This is a genomic window from Pseudomonas sp. B414 (assembly GCF_055408445.1).
The window spans coordinates 1-16,445 of the sequence record NZ_JBUZTQ010000039.1 but is presented as its reverse complement, the minus strand read 5'-3'; the positions used below and the strand labels follow the sequence as shown (position 1 = coordinate 16,445).

Annotated in this window: 16 protein-coding genes and 1 pseudogene; 8 read left to right on the top strand and 9 right to left on the bottom strand. The window is 51.0% G+C overall.

Annotated features, from left to right (window positions below; all coding sequences use genetic code 11):
* The first annotated feature begins 18 nt into the window (after positions 1-18).
* Positions 19-552 carry an NUDIX hydrolase gene (locus ACZRMH_RS22365; protein WP_401369011.1) on the top strand — a complete coding sequence of 178 codons (534 nt, stop codon included), beginning with the start codon at positions 19-21 and terminating at the stop codon, positions 550-552.
* Positions 553-664: 112 nt separating this feature from the next.
* On the opposite strand, the gene nhaA is transcribed toward ACZRMH_RS22365, so the two are convergent.
* The 5 genes and pseudogenes from nhaA to ACZRMH_RS22340 form a co-directional block, all read right to left on the bottom strand.
* Positions 665-1,867, bottom strand: a complete 1,203-nt coding sequence (nhaA, locus tag ACZRMH_RS22360; RefSeq protein WP_463959755.1) for a Na+/H+ antiporter NhaA — start codon at positions 1,865-1,867, stop codon at positions 665-667.
* Between the two features lie 123 nt (positions 1,868-1,990).
* Positions 1,991-2,180 (bottom strand): annotated as a pseudogene (locus ACZRMH_RS22355) (inorganic diphosphatase); the annotation flags it as partial.
* On the bottom strand, positions 2,173-2,919 hold the full coding sequence (locus ACZRMH_RS22350) for an S-methyl-5'-thioinosine phosphorylase (protein WP_048350924.1): 747 nt from the start codon (positions 2,917-2,919) through the stop codon (positions 2,173-2,175). The pseudogene ACZRMH_RS22355 and the gene ACZRMH_RS22350, both read right to left, overlap by 8 nt.
* 424 nt (positions 2,920-3,343) lie before the next feature.
* On the bottom strand, positions 3,344-4,111 hold the full coding sequence (locus ACZRMH_RS22345) for a haloacid dehalogenase type II (protein ID WP_401369018.1): 768 nt from the start codon (positions 4,109-4,111) through the stop codon (positions 3,344-3,346).
* 152 nt (positions 4,112-4,263) lie between these two features.
* On the bottom strand, positions 4,264-4,836 hold the full coding sequence (locus ACZRMH_RS22340; RefSeq protein ID WP_048350923.1) for a carboxymuconolactone decarboxylase family protein: 573 nt from the start codon (positions 4,834-4,836) through the stop codon (positions 4,264-4,266).
* A 321-nt stretch (positions 4,837-5,157) separates the two neighbouring features.
* Between ACZRMH_RS22340 and ACZRMH_RS22335 the strand changes: the two genes are divergently transcribed.
* Positions 5,158-5,688, top strand: coding sequence for a TetR/AcrR family transcriptional regulator (locus tag ACZRMH_RS22335; protein WP_082136478.1), 531 nt, complete (start codon positions 5,158-5,160; stop codon positions 5,686-5,688).
* A gap of 55 nt (positions 5,689-5,743) precedes the next feature.
* Positions 5,744-6,424, top strand: coding sequence for a haloacid dehalogenase type II (locus ACZRMH_RS22330; RefSeq protein ID WP_048350921.1), 681 nt, complete (start codon positions 5,744-5,746; stop codon positions 6,422-6,424).
* A 159-nt stretch (positions 6,425-6,583) separates the two neighbouring features.
* Here ACZRMH_RS22330 and ACZRMH_RS22325 read toward each other — a convergent pair whose 3' ends face one another.
* The 4 genes from ACZRMH_RS22325 to ACZRMH_RS22310 all read right to left on the bottom strand — a co-directional run bounded on the left by ACZRMH_RS22325 (position 6,584) and on the right by ACZRMH_RS22310 (position 9,267).
* Positions 6,584-7,285 carry a TIGR04283 family arsenosugar biosynthesis glycosyltransferase gene (locus tag ACZRMH_RS22325; protein ID WP_048350920.1) on the bottom strand — a complete coding sequence of 234 codons (702 nt, stop codon included), beginning with the start codon at positions 7,283-7,285 and terminating at the stop codon, positions 6,584-6,586.
* On the bottom strand, positions 7,275-7,961 hold the full coding sequence (locus ACZRMH_RS22320; RefSeq protein ID WP_048350919.1) for a TIGR04282 family arsenosugar biosynthesis glycosyltransferase: 687 nt from the start codon (positions 7,959-7,961) through the stop codon (positions 7,275-7,277). Before ACZRMH_RS22320 ends, ACZRMH_RS22325 begins: the two co-directional genes overlap by 11 nt.
* Before the next feature lie 95 nt (positions 7,962-8,056).
* Positions 8,057-8,698, bottom strand: a complete 642-nt coding sequence (locus ACZRMH_RS22315; protein WP_464015324.1) for a DUF1109 domain-containing protein — start codon at positions 8,696-8,698, stop codon at positions 8,057-8,059.
* Positions 8,695-9,267: a sigma-70 family RNA polymerase sigma factor gene (locus ACZRMH_RS22310; RefSeq protein ID WP_048350917.1), complete on the bottom strand. Its 573-nt coding sequence runs from the start codon at positions 9,265-9,267 to the stop codon at positions 8,695-8,697. The genes ACZRMH_RS22315 and ACZRMH_RS22310 overlap by 4 nt, the downstream gene beginning before the upstream one ends.
* Before the next feature lie 484 nt (positions 9,268-9,751).
* Between ACZRMH_RS22310 and arsS the strand changes: the two genes are divergently transcribed.
* Genes arsS through ACZRMH_RS22285 form a run of 5 tightly spaced genes read left to right on the top strand, consistent with a single transcriptional unit; the run spans position 9,752 to position 16,413 of the window.
* Complete coding sequence (gene arsS, locus ACZRMH_RS22305) at positions 9,752-10,729, top strand: arsenosugar biosynthesis radical SAM (seleno)protein ArsS (protein WP_048350916.1); 978 nt, start codon at positions 9,752-9,754, stop codon at positions 10,727-10,729.
* An 11-nt stretch (positions 10,730-10,740) separates the two neighbouring features.
* On the top strand, positions 10,741-12,126 hold the full coding sequence (locus ACZRMH_RS22300) for an SLC5/6 family protein (RefSeq protein WP_048350915.1): 1,386 nt from the start codon (positions 10,741-10,743) through the stop codon (positions 12,124-12,126).
* Positions 12,127-12,179: 53 nt separating this feature from the next.
* The gene (locus tag ACZRMH_RS22295; RefSeq protein WP_464015323.1) at positions 12,180-13,106 is read left to right on the top strand and encodes a hypothetical protein; all 927 of its coding nucleotides are present in this window, start codon (positions 12,180-12,182) and stop codon (positions 13,104-13,106) included.
* Complete coding sequence (locus tag ACZRMH_RS22290) at positions 13,103-15,292, top strand: FAD-dependent oxidoreductase (RefSeq protein WP_464015322.1); 2,190 nt, start codon at positions 13,103-13,105, stop codon at positions 15,290-15,292. The genes ACZRMH_RS22295 and ACZRMH_RS22290 overlap by 4 nt, the downstream gene beginning before the upstream one ends.
* On the top strand, positions 15,289-16,413 hold the full coding sequence (locus ACZRMH_RS22285; protein ID WP_464015321.1) for an FAD-dependent oxidoreductase: 1,125 nt from the start codon (positions 15,289-15,291) through the stop codon (positions 16,411-16,413). The genes ACZRMH_RS22290 and ACZRMH_RS22285 overlap by 4 nt, the downstream gene beginning before the upstream one ends.
* The last annotated feature ends 32 nt before the right edge of the window (positions 16,414-16,445 follow it).

The following is a 16,445-nucleotide window of genomic DNA, read 5'->3' as shown; positions in this document are numbered from 1 at the left end:
AGTCCTGGCTGAGACCTCATGCAACTCATAACCGAAATTATTCACCCAGAGCTGAAATCCAAACAAGGCAGGGTGTTCCGCCGTCATGCCGCACGCGGCATCGTGTTGCGGGACGAACAGATCCTGTTGCTGTTCACCGAGCGCTATAACGACTTCAGCTTTCCTGGAGGCGGCCTTGATGGTGACGAGGACATTGTCACAGGCCTGAAGCGTGAGCTTGAGGAAGAGACTGGTGCCCGTGAGATTCAGGTACTCCAGCACTACGGTTATATCGAGGAATACCGGCCTTATTGGAAGCCACAATATGACCTGATGCACATGACGTCGCATTTTTATCTATGCGAAGTAGCGACTCAGCTAGAGCCGGTCAGGATGGAAAGCCACGAAATCGCTAATGGAATGCGGCCTGTCTGGATCAACCTGCATGAGGCCATAACGCACAATGAAGCCGTGATGCAGCGTCAGGAGTCATCGATGGGGCAGTCAATTCAGCGCGAAACTTTCATGCTGAAAAAAGTCGCAACCGACTTGTTGGTGACGATTCGCGGTTAAGAGGACGCCTCGGTAGCTTTTGGCGTAAAGCACGATGACCAAACTTCGCCAATCGATGTTCCGGCCACAGGATTTCGATCAGGGAGAAATTCTGTGGCCGTCTTGCTTTCGCTTAACTGGAAATCGTGGCGTGCACAGCGGCAGGAGCAGCGCTGCGTCGCAAAATCAGGACACCACCGATTGCAGCTAGGGTCGAACCAATCAACACACCCACTTTTACTTCGTCAATCAGGTGAGCTGATCCTGCAAACGCAAGGTTTCCGATGAACAGGCTCATGGTGAAGCCGATGCCGCACAAGAGCGCAATGCCGTAAAGCTGTGTCCAATTGCTCCCTTCCGGCAGCTTGGCCAAGCCCATGCGAATGGCCAGAGCAGCTAATAGGAAAATACCGACTTGCTTGCCCACCAACAGACCGATAGCCACACCCAACGGAACTGGGTCAACTAGGTTCTCCATGGAGATACCGGACAGTGAAACCCCCGCATTGGCAAAGCCAAAAATTGGCACCACAGCGAACGCTACCCACATATGCAGCTTTTCTTCTAGGAACAGCAGTGGAGACCGGGCTTCCTCTTCAGGCTTGCCCATTGGAACGCACAGTGCCACAGCGACACCCGCAAGGGTGGCGTGCACTCCCGATTGCAGCACGAAGAACCACAGCACACCACCGACCAGCAGATATGGGAACAATCTTCTGACGCCGAATCGATTCATTGCGATCAGAATGATCAGGGTTGCAAGCGATGCCAGCAACATCGGCATGGAAAGACCGGTCGTGTAGAAAAAGGCGATGATGACCACAGCACCTAGGTCGTCGATGATTGCCAAAGCGGCGAGGAAAACCTTCAACGAAGTCGGGACTCGCTTACCCAGCAACGACAAGACGCCAAGGGCGAATGCAATGTCGGTAGCGGCTGGGATAGCCCACCCCTTCAAGGTCTCAGAGTTACCCCAGTTAATTGCGATGTAGATCAGCGCAGGCACAACCATGCCGCCTAAAGCACCAAACCCAGGCAACGCGCGCTGGCCCCAAGTGGAGAGCCCGCCTGCCAGAACCTCTCTTTTGATCTCGAGTCCGACCATCAGGAAGAAGATCGCCATCAGGCCATCGTTGACCCAATGCTCCATAGACATACCCAACCAGACACTGTGCAAGGCTGCAAAATAACCTTGGGAGAGAGGTGAATTGGCCACAATCAGTGCCGCGAGTGCTGCGCCCATCAGCACAAGACCGCCAGCGGATTCCGACGACATGAAGCGAGCTAAAATTGCAGCTGCTCTTGGGGTTTCTGTAGGCGTTCTATTGTCGGTCATCAGTGTCCTTGCGCTTCGATCTAAAGAGAGTATTTTAACATCCGACGTTTACCGGTGCGGCTGTCTAAATAGCCTGTAACGATTATTGTCACAGGCGAAATCAGCCTCCAGCTTGTTCAACTACGCCCCAGCACCGGCTTCGTCTGTCATATACATCACGCCGACAGGACGACTACGAACGACAAGGCCAGGCGGTACCGGGCAAAAGCAAAAACCAGAACGTCCAAAGGATCACCTTCAGCGGTCAACCTATGTGGGGCTAACCTTTGTTGGCCGGATAAAACAAAGATGTACCGAAGAAGCGATCAACGAAGGTCAGAGCCAATGAGCCTAACCAAAACAGCCTTGGCATTGCTAACTCCTACTTGCAACACCGACTCAATCTCCGCCATAGAAATCTCAGACGAAGATTTTCCCGCAGCTGGGTTAACAACCAACGCTAAACATGCATATTCGAGTTCTAACTCACGAGCCAGCGCCGCTTCAGGCATTCCGGTCATACCTACAATGTCACAGCCGTCACGCTCCATTCGGATTATTTCCGCAGCTGTCTCTAGGCGAGGGCCTTGCGTGCAGCCATAAACACCTCGTGCACTGAAATCAAAACCCTCAGCCGCCAATGCAGTAATCAGCCTAATGCGCAACTCATTAGTATAAGGTTTGCTGAAGTCAATATGAGTGACTTTGTCTAGATCTTTATCAAAGAACGTCTGCTGACGGCAGTATGTATAGTCAATTAGGTCGTGAGGAACACAAAATTTACCAGCTCCCATTGCATGATTAATCCCACCAACAGCGTTGAAAGCGAGAATTGAATCTGCTCCGGTCTCCTTAAGGGCCCAAACGTTAGCTCTGTAATTAACTTGATGGGGCGCATAGCGATGTGGCTCGCCATGGCGAGACAAAAACATAACCTCCCGACCTCCATAGTCGCCTATATAAATATCACCCGATGGCTCACCGTAAGGAGTATTGATTGATATAGACTTTCTATTTCTAAGGTCTTCCAAGTCGGCTAGCCCAGAACCACCTATAATTGCGTAAACGGTCATATATAATCCTTCAATAGAATAGTCGCACCTTTCAGAGCTAAGGGGATGCGCTAATTGTGGATGTGCAGTTGTATACTGAGCGACCTGAAGGCTGCTTGGTCGATTGACTGGTTGTCCATTCGAGCTAGTCGACTTCAACACACTGTACTGCCAATTTGAAAAAACAGTCAAGGCAAAATAAATTGGCGGTTAAAAATAGACCTTTCCTCGAAGTCTTACTAGTTCGTTTTTATTCGGTTTTTTAGTGGTGTGATGCTTAGGGGGACGGAGAGAAAACCAAAAAACCTAAAATGTATAAAGGCTATACAGTAAGCGGTTTTAAAAGTACGGCGAGTGGAATGCGCAACAAATTTGAATGATGCTCCACTCAACCTAAATAATTTAAAGCCCGCTGGTAATTAACGTCAGCAAGCAATTTTTTGGCTTAACGCTTCGGTAGTAAATTCGAGAGTTCAACCAAGTCATTGACTATGTAATCAGGTGATTTCGCTAATGGATAGATTGCCTTTCCAGCTCGTGCTACGAATGCTGTTTTCATGCCTGTCTCCTTAGCGCCCGCTACATCCCAGCCATGTGCAGCGACTAACAAGGATTCCATACCGCTTACTCCGATTTTTTGCATCGCCCAATCATAGACCTTTAGATTTGGCTTATAGCTGTGCACAGCTTCACCACTCAAATACTCGTCAAACAAATCATACAATCCTGCGTTTTTCAGTTGTTTCTCTACGGTGGAGCGTGACGAGTTTGTCAAAGCCACTAATTTGTAGCCTTTGTTCTTTAGCGTTTCTAATCCAGTGCGAACATCAGGATGCGCCGGAAGGCTAGTGATGGGGGCGATAGCTTTCTTCGCCTGGTCTTGAGTAATAGTCAACCCGTTCGATTGAGCAACCATGATTAGTGCTGCTGCACCAATCTGGCCAAAGTCATGGTATTGATTAATTGATGTCTCTACTAATGAATAATGCAGCATCGTCGAAAACCAAATGCTCAACAAGTCAGGCCTGCCGCCAAGCGCATCTCCGACTGTTTTTTGTAGAGGATGAAGATCTAGAAGGGTTTCATTTACATCAAAAAAAATAACTTTAACATCTGTTTCCGAAGCTTTTGTTTTCTGGCTCGCGAATGCTAATGGCGAAGCGACCAGCAATGCAACCATTAGAAAATTAAAAACAGATCGAATACTTTTCATCTTTGGTCTATCTCTCATAATTTAAAAAAATTGGGCAGCATTTTAGTAATCCTGTGTTCTATGTTTCTTGCGCGAACACCCATTTCTCGCAACCAAACCAGTGAGCGCTAAAACGCAACCTGGAAGCGCTCAACTGGCATAACAGGTTGAAATCAGTTCTGCGTCCAAGCGCGGGCTGCAAACTTTTCATCTAGGGGAGTATGAAAGAGGTGATTGGAGTAATTACTAAGGGTCTTCACAGCCAACGCGAGAACGATTTCGAGGATGTGCCGCTCGCTGAACTCGGCCTTCAAAAACGACTGAACTGACTCTTCAGTTGGTAGGCCACGGGTCTGGAACATTACGCTGGTAAATTCGGCTAAAGCGGCAAGCTTGAAATCACTGATTGGTGTGCCATTGCGAATTGCGTCCGTCACCTCTGGGGACACACCTGACATGACGTCTGCCAAGGTGCTATGAGCAGCCATGCAGTATTCACATCCGTTCTCGCGGCTGATAACCAAGAAGATGACCTCTTGCTCCTCCAAGGAGAACCCTGATTCTTTTCTGAAGGCCGCATAGCCTTGCAGGTAGGTTTCGAGCAAACCTGGCGAATTAGCCATGCGTGCATACATATTAGGGATAAACCCTGTCTGTGCTTTTGCCTTAGTCAGTACATCCCGGCCATGACCTTCGGTAGATTCAGGAGTAAGCGACGGGAGAGAAATTTTGTATTCGCTGAGCATTATGAGCTCCTCTGTTTGCGGACTGATCAGTCCTTAATGTGGCTCGGTTGTGGCTCCGAGTGTCCAAAGACCTCTGGAAAAATTTACTGAGGTACGTTTTTTATTTTGGGACTGATCGGTTCATAAGTCAATTTCTCCCGAGAAGCCAATCGTGTGGAATGATCCTCGCACCAGCTTCAGGGGCTAAAGGGATGGACTGCTCTGTGTCGTCAGCAGCCTTACCCGGTCGGGCTTTGAAAAAAAATCCGATCAGTCCATAATGGCCGTATGAATCGCGGACGCCCCAGAATCTTTGACCCTGAACTTGTACTGGAAAATGCCATGGAGCTTTTCTGGAGTCGAGGCTATGACGCCACGAGCCTGCAGGATCTGCTTGAAGCTACTGGTCTTTCCAAAAGCAGTCTTTATGAAAGCTTCGGTAACAAACAGAGTCTATTCGAGACTGCATTCACTCGATATTTCGAGGGACGGGCAAGGTTTATGCGTGAGCGCCTTGATGAGTCCGAGTACGCGCTCGAATTCATTCGAGAATGCCTGATGTCCGTGCTCGAGGATGCTTCGCGAGACAGCCCCCGTGGCTGTATGCTCGTAAACGTAGCCAACGAATTTTCATCTTCCGACCCGGCGATACATCGCCTAGTGATCCTGGCTTCCAAGCGATTCCGTCGAGTGTTCGAGTTAGCGTTTGAGCGAGCCCAAGAGAGCGGTGAAATATCTGCTGATAAGACGCCGGCAGAGCTTGCTCTCTTAATGCATTGCATAATGAATGGTCTGCGCACCCAAACCAAATCTGGGCTCTCGCATCAAGAGTTGCTTATGGTGATCGATCTGGTAATGGCGCGCTGGGCTTAAATTTAACGAATTATGGACTGATCGGTTCTTTATTTACTCAAGACGGATTACCACGATGATCAAGGCAGTTGCATTCGATATCTACGGAACGTTAATCGACACTCAGGCTGTACTAGGCCAGTTGACCCAAGTGGTTGGTGAGAAAGCGGTAGATGTGGCGAAGACTTGGCGACAGAAACAGTTGGAGTACAGCTTTCGCAGAGGTTTAATGCGTGATTATTGCGACTTCTCTGTCTGTACTCGCGAAGCATTGATCTTCGCCTGTCGCGAGCAGTTGATTGAACTGGACAGTGCTGAGATCCAGGTGCTCATGAACACCTACTCAGAGCTTGATGCATTCGATGATGTAAGCAGCGCGTTGGAGGAAATGGTAGGCAGTGGCTTGCATCTGTACGCATTTTCAAATGGTAGCAAGCAAGCCGTCGAGCGCCTGCTGCAGCACGCAAATATTCTCGCGTATTTTACTGAGATCGTAAGCGTAGAGTCGGTGCGCTCCTTCAAACCCGCGCCAGAAGTTTATGACCATCTGGTCGACGTGTGTGCGCTGCCCTCGGCAGAAATCTGCTTGGTTTCAAGCAATACCTTTGATGTCTTGGGAGCGATGTTTTCGGGCTTGAAATGTGCCTGGGTTAATCGTGACTCAGCGGCGCAATTTGATCCATGGGGAATTAAGCCGCACATAGTCTTGGGTGGCTTGGCAGGTGCCTGCCACGAAATACAAAGTCTTGATGTGTAAATAGCGCCCTAAGGAGCCAGGTCTTAAAGGAGGTCTGGCTGAATGTAGTCGTATTGGTCTCCACACTGCGCACCAGGTTCTGGGCAAGCGCTAGTAATATGTCGCCTATGATTAGTGAATTTTCGGGAGTGCGTGGGTAGGTTACGCTGGGAGGGGTAATCATTTTCGCGAACTATAAATAGCTGCTAATCGGGACGCTGGGACACCCATCCAATAAGCTATCGCGAGCAAACGATTACGAAACGACCGATGCCACCAGCCATCGCGCTGCCAGCGTCTTGCATCAACCCCCAGACCTTTAGCCAACTCTACGAATCGGCCTTGGTCACGGACGCGCCTCACAAGTTCGACCTCCTCGAACAACGGTGACGCATCATGTTGTCCAGATGATAGATAGATATCGTGCTGGAAAAATAATCCCTGGTCGCCGTAAGGAATCCCAAAGCGGGTACGCATGTTGATCAGCTTTTCTAACAACCTGCTTTGCCAGCAATTGGCATTGGAGAATCTGAATGCAAAATAACCTCCTGATGCACCGGAGTCGATTGCACTACGGATAGCAGGTAGACAGTCAAACGTTAAATGAGCGTCAGCATGCAAAAACCAGAGAATCGAATGAACTGCGTGGCTTGCCCCCAACCGCAGCTGCTCACCTCGGCAGGGTGATGCAGGTATCCACAGCGAACCATGACGCTGACAAATTTCTAGGCAACTCTCGCTTTGGGCCGCATCAACCACTATCAGTTGTAGTGACTCGCGCTCATTTTTTGCTATTAGATTTAGATGATTGAGCAGCTTTTCCAGCGATGCTTCGTCATTCCAGCAAGGCACGATAATGCTGACAGAGGCGCTATTTTGCATCTGATACTTCCAGCAAACCTGCCAACGCATTTTTCAGTTTTAATCTCTCAGGTCGTGCATCCTCAGCCAGTGCCTCTAGCAAGGGCTTTAGGTCTTCTTGGAGGTCGATGTCGAATAACTCACCAGCCAGTGAAACCGAGTGGCCCGAGCTCCGGCAACATTCGAGTAATGCTTGACCGAGATGCTGAGTGCTCCAAGGCAAAGCGCTCAAGGTCGGCCAGGGCTTACGAGAGGCCATAAGAACAACGCCACCATCTTGCGCCATCGTTAGCACTGTATCTGAGTACCGAAGTTGCTCGTTCACACGTTGATAGTCGTCAGGGCCTAACAATGGACAGTCGCTTCCTATGTAAATAAGGTACTGGTGACCCAAGTTACGGAGTTGCATATCCAATGCATTCAAGCGTTCACCGAGGTTCCCCTCGCTCTGTGGAATGCAGAGTGCGCTCTCGCACAGAGCCTGACCCCATTGCTGGTGTTGTGCTTGGTCAGGAGCTAAAGCTCGAGTACCCGGAAAGTCCAGAAGGTCTTCTACAGCGCAATCGAGAAGCAACTGAGCGATAACCAGGGCGCGTTTCTTACCAACGCCCTCTGCCAGCCGCTGTTTTGAGTGGCCCAGCGCAGGTCGCTTACAAAGTAGTACCAGGCATGGATAATGATTGTTCAGCGAGTTCATCTGCTTGATCCCAATATTCGTCCGGTATCACGCATCGCCTGAGCTGATGGTGTTGGTGGATATCTCTGAACAGCACGGGTGATGACTACGATCTGCTACCAGCGTAGCCAGCGTCGACCGAGCAGTGCGCCTAATACGGTCGGCACCAGCATGCCCAGCAAGTACCATACGCCCCAAAATGGTATCTGCATCTCGGGGCATCGAAAGGAGTAAGCAATCGTTGCCATTGAGCCTGCTAGCAATCCGCCGCAAGCACCTGATAGCCTCAGATTGGTGGGTGCTAGCCCCTTCAGCGCCCAAAACACAGCGACAAACCCGGGAACCGACAGCAAGGTGATATTGAGTACGCATACTTTCCAAGTTTCGCCGAGGATAATCGCAACTCGTTCGTCAGGTGGGCTAACCAACAGGACATAGATAGATGCGACCCACACCGAAAAGACTGCAGTAACAATTAGGATTTTGCCGGGGCCCGAGGCTATTCCGGGTCTAGCCAATTTCCCTACCATACTCAACGCACCGATCATCAAGCTGAGCGGAAATGCGACCCTTGCCCAAAAAATAGGCTCGGCCATGGCTTGGCCCAAGTCTGGACGAATACCCATTATTGCTATGACTAGTAAAGTGGCGCCCATGAAGCCAGCCAGCACCGCGATGCTGAATCGCTTAGCTACCATACTTCGGTCAACAGGGGCGACGCCGGAGGCAAGCAGGGAAATAAAATCATCAGTATTCATCTTGCACCTCTAACTCTTCCCGCCAGTGCTTTAAGCCCACGGTGTATGCCTATTTTCACCGCTGACTCAGATAACCCGGTCAATTGAGCGGTTTCAGTCACAGACAGCCCTTCTATTTTCACATGCACAATAGGTAGACGCTGACGTTCAGGTAACTGCTCTAGCAACCTGATTAGGTCGCGACTGGCCTGTGCTGGTTCAAGATGTGGATTAGCAAATAGCTCTGCCACATCTTCGAGTGATTCGTTAAACGCGTCATAACGTGACCTGCCTCGGAAAAAGTCGGTGAGTTTGTAACGCGCAATAGCAAAAACCCAAGCCGTCAGAGGTTCGTCTACCCGATAGGTCTGGCGAGCATTATGAACGGCCAGCAAAATCTCTTGCAGCAAATCCTCTACTTCGCTAGGTCGTTGCTGAAGTTTCGAGCGCAAAAAACCACGAAGATGACCACTTAACTCCGTTAAAAAAATTCGATAAGCAGATTCGTCCCCTCCGAGACCCGCGATGAACAGAGCCTGCAGGTTGAACTCTCGCCTGCGCAACTCATCGTTATGTGTAATTCGTTCCATCGTTCGCTCTGGTTACACAAAAGGTAAAAATATCTCGCTCCTGCATGAAGCCAGCATTAATGACGGGCTGCAAACCTCATATTCGGTACCGAGCTAAGGTAACAAGTGAATCAGTTTGATGGTCGAAAAAAATTCGCGGACGCTGTAACCGGATGTGGAGGATCAACGAACTAACCTTAGATCGAATGACAGTACCCAGCACTGACTAGACGAGTAGGGCCCGTAATCCTGAAGACAAAGCAGCGAACGACCTTAGAGAATCGGCTCTTGCTCTTCCCTGTCATTCAGCACGAGCAGAGACCATCCTAATGGCAAATCGAGGCGGCTTACAGGGTGCAGTCGCCCAAGCTCATTCTTGTGCCACACAGTGAATCTCGTGGGTCAATGCTTAAGCAACGAGCGATGCTCTGGCTTTCGCCTCTTCAGCTTGTAACACACAGAGGCCAAGGCCTTAGACCATCAGTATTCGAGAGTAGATATAGTCATGCACGCAATGTTACCGCTTCTGAATACTTTGAGCTTTCCGCGCCTGCAGCGTGGCCAGTTGGAAGCCTTGCAGGTCAATCTCACGTACCTTTGCAACCAGCGCTGCCTGCACTGCCATGTCAATGCAGGCCCGACTCGTACAGAATCCATGACGGATGAAAGCCTGGCATTGTTGCATCAAGTTATTGACGCCCATCCAGTGAAAACCCTCGACCTGACCGGTGGCGCTCCTGAGATGCATCCCCGCTTCAGAGAAATCGTTGTACATGCTCGACGCGAAGGATTACGTGTAATTGATCGCTGCAATCTGACAATTCTTTGTGAGCCTGGGTATGAGGACTTAGCGGTATTTCTAGCAGAGCAAGGCGTTGAGGTGACTGCATCTCTGCCTTGCTATTCCCGTGAGAATGTCGACAAGCAACGAGGTGATGGGGTATTCGACGCAAGCATTGAAGGCCTCAAGAAGCTCAACAATCTCGGATACGGTATTTTTGACAGCGGCTTAATCCTAAATCTTGTTTACAACCCTCAAGGCGCAAATTTGCCCCCGCCGCAGGCCCAGCTAGAAATAGATTACAAAGCTCACTTGGCCGAAGATTTTGGCATTCAGTTCAACCATCTCCTGACGATTACCAACCAACCCATTGCCCGATTTGGAAGCACACTCGTTAGCAAGGGGCTGTTCGGTGATTACATGCAACTGCTCAGAGACAGCTATCGATCAGAGAATCTGGATGCAGTCATGTGTCGGAACTTGGTCAGCGTTGACTGGCAAGGTTACCTCTACGACTGCGACTTCAACCAAATGCTAGACCTGCCGATGCTCATACCTGATCTGATTGGTCGTGATCGGCCTCATTTACGAGATTTGCTCGAATCGTCAAGCCTGGAAAATAACCCAATAAGCACTCGTGATCACTGCTTTGCGTGCACAGCTGGTCAGGGTTCGAGTTGTGCTGGCGCATTGAAGGAATAGGGAGAAGATCAATGGAGCCGAATAGCCTGCTAGGTGTATTTTTTTGGGGTTTTTTACTGATTTACGGTCTCATCATGTACGCATTGTCACCTCGTGCTGTAACCCTGGGGGGCTTCTTTCATGGCGAAGATTCCCGAGGTCGTAGCGCGGCTCCCTGGTTAGTGACATCGAGTATTTTTATCAGCTGGATTTTCGCTAAGTCGGTAACGAACGCTGCCAACTTGGGCGCAAGCTATGGATTGATTGGTGGCTTGGCTTATGCCACCTATTGGCTTTCGATCCCGCTGGCAGGTTTAGTCATATTCAGGCTGCGCCGACGCTTTGGAGCGACGGGACTGGTCAGCTTTCTGACCACCAATTACGGTCGATCTGCGGCACTGGCTTTCAGCGCAGCCATTCTTATCAGGCTCTTTAACGAGGTCTGGAGCAATACCGCCGTGGTCGGTGGCTATTATGGTGCTGCCGGTAGCATTGAGTTTATCGGAGCCGCCTCGTTGTTCACCGTGGTGACGCTGGCATACAGCCTTCGTGGTGGACTTCGCAGTTCAATCATGACCGATGCGGCCCAAGCAGGAATTTTCTTGATTGCCCTTGTCTGGGTGCTTGGCTTGGTTTTACCGCAGCACAGCACCAAGGAGTTGATGAGTACCAGTCATTGGGCGATGAGCTCAGGCGTTGATTTATTACTGGTCGCAGGGCTCCAAATATTCAGTTACCCGTTTCATGATCCCGTCCTGACGGATCGTGGCTTCATCAGCGAAGAACGGACGATGCGTAGGTCTTTCTTCGTTGCCGGCCTGCTGGGTTTTGTTGCCATTCTCGCGTTCAGTTTGATTGGCGTACACACCACCCTCATCGGCATGAATGTTTCCGATAACGTCCCAGCGGCACTGGCGAAATCCATGGGGGTAGTCGCGCTGATGGTGATGACCGTCGTAATGGTCTCCGCAGCAGGCTCCACTCTCGACTCCACTTTTTCGAGCCTGGCCAAGCTAGTGGGTCGAGAGCTGCCACTGTTGGCTGGTCACGATCTAGGCAAGAAGGCAATCGGAGTAGGCATGTCTGTGATGATGATATTCGCCGTCTTGGGCAACATTCCAATGCTCACCGGAACCGACATTCTCAAAGCAACAACCTTGAGCGGCACAATGGTTATCGGTCTCGCACCCGTATTCGTTTTACATGGAATGGTGACTCCGACTCGGTCGGGGTTTCACCTGAGTTTCTGGTGCGGCATTGCCTTGGGCATAGCCCTTACGTTGGGTTGGATACCTCAAAGTTGGGCTATTGGTGATGGCAAGTATGCCCTGCTGTTGGGTACCAATCTTTACGGATTGGCGCTATGCATATTGGGTTATTTGATCCCGGGCTACCTAGCTAAGCGAGTCGCAATATGAGTCTTGACAGAATGCTCATGCGACCTGGGCGCGATTGTCCTCTGGACTACAGATTGCCGCACAAGGCATTCGACGGCCCCGCGCAATTTGGCTGCAAAACGCTCTACGTCGTAGGCGGCCTTTACGGAAACACTTATGCGTTAGATGCGCTGGACATGTTGCTAGCAGATGAGCCAGAAGCTCGTGTTGTGTTCAACGGCGACTTGCACTGGTTTGATCGTGATCCAGAAATCTTCCGGTGCCTCGAGGATCGCGTTGCGCCTCACGTTCTTCTTCGCGGTAACGTCGAGACTGAGTTAGTCCGCGTGGAAGACAGCGGAACGGGATGCGGTTGCGCGTATCCTGAGGAGGTAACAGAACTCACAGTCGCTTGGTCTAACTCTATCCATGAACGGCTGTGTGAAACCTTCGCTACTCTTCCCTCGTTGAGAGCTTCAGTTGCGTTGCGTCCTGCCCATGCGCTGGTCGAAATTGCTGGACGTACAGTCGCCATCAGTCATGGTGATGAGCGCTCACTTGCCGGCTGGCAGTGCTCACGCGAGGCATTGAGATCTGTTGATCGCCAAAAGGAATTAGCGGATTGGATGGCGAAACGAAAAATCGATGTTTTCGCCACCAGTCACACCTGCTCCCCCGCAGCCTTGAGCTGGGGCTCTGGGGCGGTGATCAATAACGGTGCTGCCGGCATTCCAAACTTCAGCGCAGAACGTAAAGGACTTGTCACACGGATAGCTTCCTCACCACATCCCCAGGCGCTATATCGCGCCCAAATACTCGGGCTCTATGTCGAAGCGATTTCGCTTGATTACGAACATGTGGCCTTTCTCCAAGACTTCGACCGGCAATGGCCCTCACAGAGCCCGGCAGCGCTTTCTTATCGTGATCGTTTGCTCAACGGAACTGACGATCTTCCATCATCAGCCTTGCTGGGCGGCTTTCAGGAGTGTTCAGTTTCTACGCAAAAGGATCCACTCTCATGAACCTTCGTAAGCTCATACTTCTAGTGGTGATAGCTGCGCTGATCGCTTCTTTTTTTATCTTCGATCTTGGCCAATATCTCAACCTGACAAACCTCAAAACCCAGCAGGAAGCGTTTAGTGAACAGGTGTCTGCCAACCCCTGGCTCATTGGTGGCGCGTATTTCTTTCTGTACGTACTGGTGACTGCACTGTCACTACCCGGTGCCGCCCTCATGACTCTGCTTGGCGGTGCATTATTTGGCTTATTCGGCGGTACGCTCCTGGTGTCCTTTGCATCTACGCTTGGGGCCACATTGGCGATGCTGATCAGTCGCTTCATGCTGCGCGACTGGGTGCAAGCCAAGTTCAGTAAACGCCTGATGGGAATAAACCAAGGGGTTGAGCGTGAGGGGGCATCCTACTTATTCGCCTTGCGTCTGGTACCCGTGTTTCCCTTCGTATTGATCAACCTGGCGATGGGGTTGACCAAGTTGCCTGTGCGTACATTCTGGTGGGTCAGTCAGCTGGGTATGCTGCCCGGCACGCTGGTTTATGTGAATGCTGGTCGCGAGCTTGGTCAACTCAACTCTTTGGCTGGAATCCTCTCACCCAGTCTCATCGGCGCATTCCTGCTGCTTGGGTTGCTACCGATGTTGTCTCGCAAAATTCTGGAATGGTTCAAGACTCGGAAAGTGTATTCGGGCTGGAAGAAGCCTAAGCGCTTTGATCGCAATTTGGTGGTTATTGGCGCTGGCTCCGGTGGCCTGGTATCCGCGTACATAGCAGCGGCTGTGAAAGCAAAGGTTACGTTGATCGAAAAGCACAAGATGGGTGGCGACTGTCTGAACACGGGGTGTGTGCCTTCAAAAGCACTCATTCGATCTGCCAAATTTGCCCACGAACTTAAAAAATCCGAAAGCCTAGGTTTTAGGTCGGTTACCGGCGAGGTTGATTTTGCGGCGGTCATGCAACGTATTCAGCGCGTGGTCTCGGAAATCGAACCGCATGATTCCGTCGAGCGATACACAGGGCTGGGCGTTGAAGTCATTGAGGGAGACGCGAGGATCACCTCTCCTTGGACGGTTGAGGTCAATGGTAAAACCCTCAGCACTCTATCCATCATTGTCGCCACTGGCGCCCGTCCATTGATACCCAAAATTGAAGGTATTGAGCTCATCACCCCTCTTACCTCCGACAACATATGGGCATTGCGCGAACAACCAAAGCGATTGCTCGTGTTAGGAGGTGGGCCCATCGGTTGTGAGTTGGCACAAGCATTCCAGCGTCTTGGAAGTGCTGTGACCCAAGTCGAGATGGTTGAGCGACTACTTATCCGTGAAGATGTCGATGCGAGTGACATCGTAATGACAAGCCTCAGGGCGGATGGTGTCGATATAAGGGTGCAGCATAAGGCTATACGTTTTGAGGTGCTTGAAGGCCAGCAGCAGCTGATTTGCCTAAACCTCACGGACAACAACGAAGTGACAATACTTTTCGATCAAGTGCTTTTGGCCTTAGGCCGGGTCGCTAATGTAAAGGGTTTCGGCGCTGAAGAACTTGGTCTGGAGGTGCGAGGCAATGGCACTCTGAACACCAATGAATACTTGGCAACACGCTTCCCCAATATATTTGCTGTAGGGGACGTCACGGGGCCTTATCAATTCACCCACACCTCAGCGCACCAAGCCTGGTATGCCGCCGTGAATGGACTGTTTGGGGGCTTTAAGCAATTCAAAGTCGATTACCGGGTGATTCCTTGGGCGACGTTCACTGATCCAGAGGTGGCACGTGTTGGCTTGAATGAGCAAGAAGCCAAATCCCAAGACATTGCCTACGAAGTCACCCGCTTTGGCATTGATGATCTAGATAGGGCTATCGCCGATGGCGCAGCCTACGGCTACGTCAAAGTGCTGACTGAACCTGGCAAGGATCGGATCCTTGGCGTAACAATCGTAGGCCCGCATGCAGGTGATCTAATTACCGAATACGTGGCTGCCATGAAACACGGCTACGGCATGAACAAAATACTCGGCACGATCCATATCTATCCTACGTTGGCCGAAGCGAACAAATACGCTGCCGGAGAATGGAAGCGTGCTCACGCTCCCATCGGCGCACTGCGCTGGCTTTCAAAATTTCATCGATGGCGCCTGGGGGGCAACCAGCGTGTTGAGTCTGGATTCAAGACGGACGAGAAACCGTCTTGAACGCGGAATTTGACCTCCTGCTTGCAGGAGCTGGCCATGCCCATTTGGGGGTGTTGCGCCAGTGGCTCTCTGTTCCTCGGCCTCACGGACGTATCGCTCTCATAAGCGATGGAGCATCGGCTTGGTACTCTGGGATGCTTCCGGGCGTGCTAGCAGGGAGATATTGGCCAGATCAGTGCCGCGTCCCGTTATCTGCGCTCTGCGCTAGCGCAGGGATTGAACTTATACAAGGGGAGATAGCGGACATTGATCCAGACTCAAATTCGTTGAAACTTGCTGATGGACGAGTTTATTCAGCCAAATGGTTATCTCTAAACGTTGGCTCAACGTTAGAACCACTCCAGGTAGATACTTGCGATTTGGAGATGGTACCCGTGAAGCCCTTCGTTGGTCTCGTTCGTGCTTGGTACGCCTGGAAGCAAACGCCTCAACCCTTAGCAATTCTAGGGGGTGGCGCCGCAGGCGTGGAGCTTGCTCTTGCCCTTGCACCTCAAGTCTCAGAGTTAACACTTATCAGCTCTGGAAAGATCCTCGCCGGCCATCCGCCGGGGCTGAGGGCTAAGGCAATCAGAAGCCTCGTGAGTGCGAATGTCAAACTTATCGAGGGTTCATTTGTCGACTCAGCCCATCGCGACGCATTGCTCTCTGGGTCGAAGATTGTTTGGCGCGGTAAGCAACTCATTTTGGCCACCGGAGCAGTGCCACTGCCCTGGTTGAGAGAGGGAGTGCTTGCCTACGACAAACGTGGGTTTATCGCCATTAGCCCCACACTTCAAAGCCTATCCCATCAAAGCATTTTTGCCGTGGGTGATTGTGCCAGTCTGCCCGATTGTCCGCGTAACGGTGTTTATGCGGTGCGCCAGGGGTCGATACTCGCGAAGAATTTAGCGGCAGCTCTAGAGAAGAAACAGTTGAGCAACTTTGTACCGCAACGCCACGCATTGGCACTCTTGGCCGATGGTAAGGGCGGTGCAATGATGAGCTGGGCCGGGATAACAGTGCAGGGGCGATTATTTGGGCGATGGAAAGATCGACTTGATCAAAGCTTTATAAACAAGGCGGTTGCAGGAGCTGAGTGCAACACGGTTATTGAATTGAAGCCGGAGCATCATGCCGCATAGCCAAGGCTTCCTGCATCACCTCTCCCATGACT

Bases quoted from the DNA above. Each gene is read 5' to 3' on its own strand.
- ACZRMH_RS22325 (WP_048350920.1), bottom strand. From the start codon at position 7,285: ATGCAAAATAGCGCCTCTGTCAGCATTATCGTGCCTTGCTGGAATGAC.
- ACZRMH_RS22345 (WP_401369018.1), bottom strand. From the start codon at position 4,111: ATGAAAAGTATTCGATCTGTTTTTAATTTTCTAATGGTTGCATTGCTG.
- ACZRMH_RS22335 (WP_082136478.1), top strand. From the start codon at position 5,158: ATGGAGCTTTTCTGGAGTCGAGGCTATGACGCCACGAGCCTGCAGGAT.
- ACZRMH_RS22290 (WP_464015322.1), top strand. From the start codon at position 13,103: ATGAACCTTCGTAAGCTCATACTTCTAGTGGTGATAGCTGCGCTGATC.
- ACZRMH_RS22330 (WP_048350921.1), top strand. From the start codon at position 5,744: ATGATCAAGGCAGTTGCATTCGATATCTACGGAACGTTAATCGACACT.
- ACZRMH_RS22320 (WP_048350919.1), bottom strand. From the start codon at position 7,961: ATGAACTCGCTGAACAATCATTATCCATGCCTGGTACTACTTTGTAAG.
- ACZRMH_RS22315 (WP_464015324.1), bottom strand. From the start codon at position 8,698: ATGAATACTGATGATTTTATTTCCCTGCTTGCCTCCGGCGTCGCCCCT.
- ACZRMH_RS22365 (WP_401369011.1), top strand. From the start codon at position 19: ATGCAACTCATAACCGAAATTATTCACCCAGAGCTGAAATCCAAACAA.
- nhaA (WP_463959755.1), bottom strand. From the start codon at position 1,867: ATGACCGACAATAGAACGCCTACAGAAACCCCAAGAGCAGCTGCAATT.
- ACZRMH_RS22350 (WP_048350924.1), bottom strand. From the start codon at position 2,919: ATGACCGTTTACGCAATTATAGGTGGTTCTGGGCTAGCCGACTTGGAA.
- ACZRMH_RS22340 (WP_048350923.1), bottom strand. From the start codon at position 4,836: ATGCTCAGCGAATACAAAATTTCTCTCCCGTCGCTTACTCCTGAATCT.
- ACZRMH_RS22310 (WP_048350917.1), bottom strand. From the start codon at position 9,267: ATGGAACGAATTACACATAACGATGAGTTGCGCAGGCGAGAGTTCAAC.
- ACZRMH_RS22300 (WP_048350915.1), top strand. From the start codon at position 10,741: ATGGAGCCGAATAGCCTGCTAGGTGTATTTTTTTGGGGTTTTTTACTG.
- arsS (WP_048350916.1), top strand. From the start codon at position 9,752: ATGCACGCAATGTTACCGCTTCTGAATACTTTGAGCTTTCCGCGCCTG.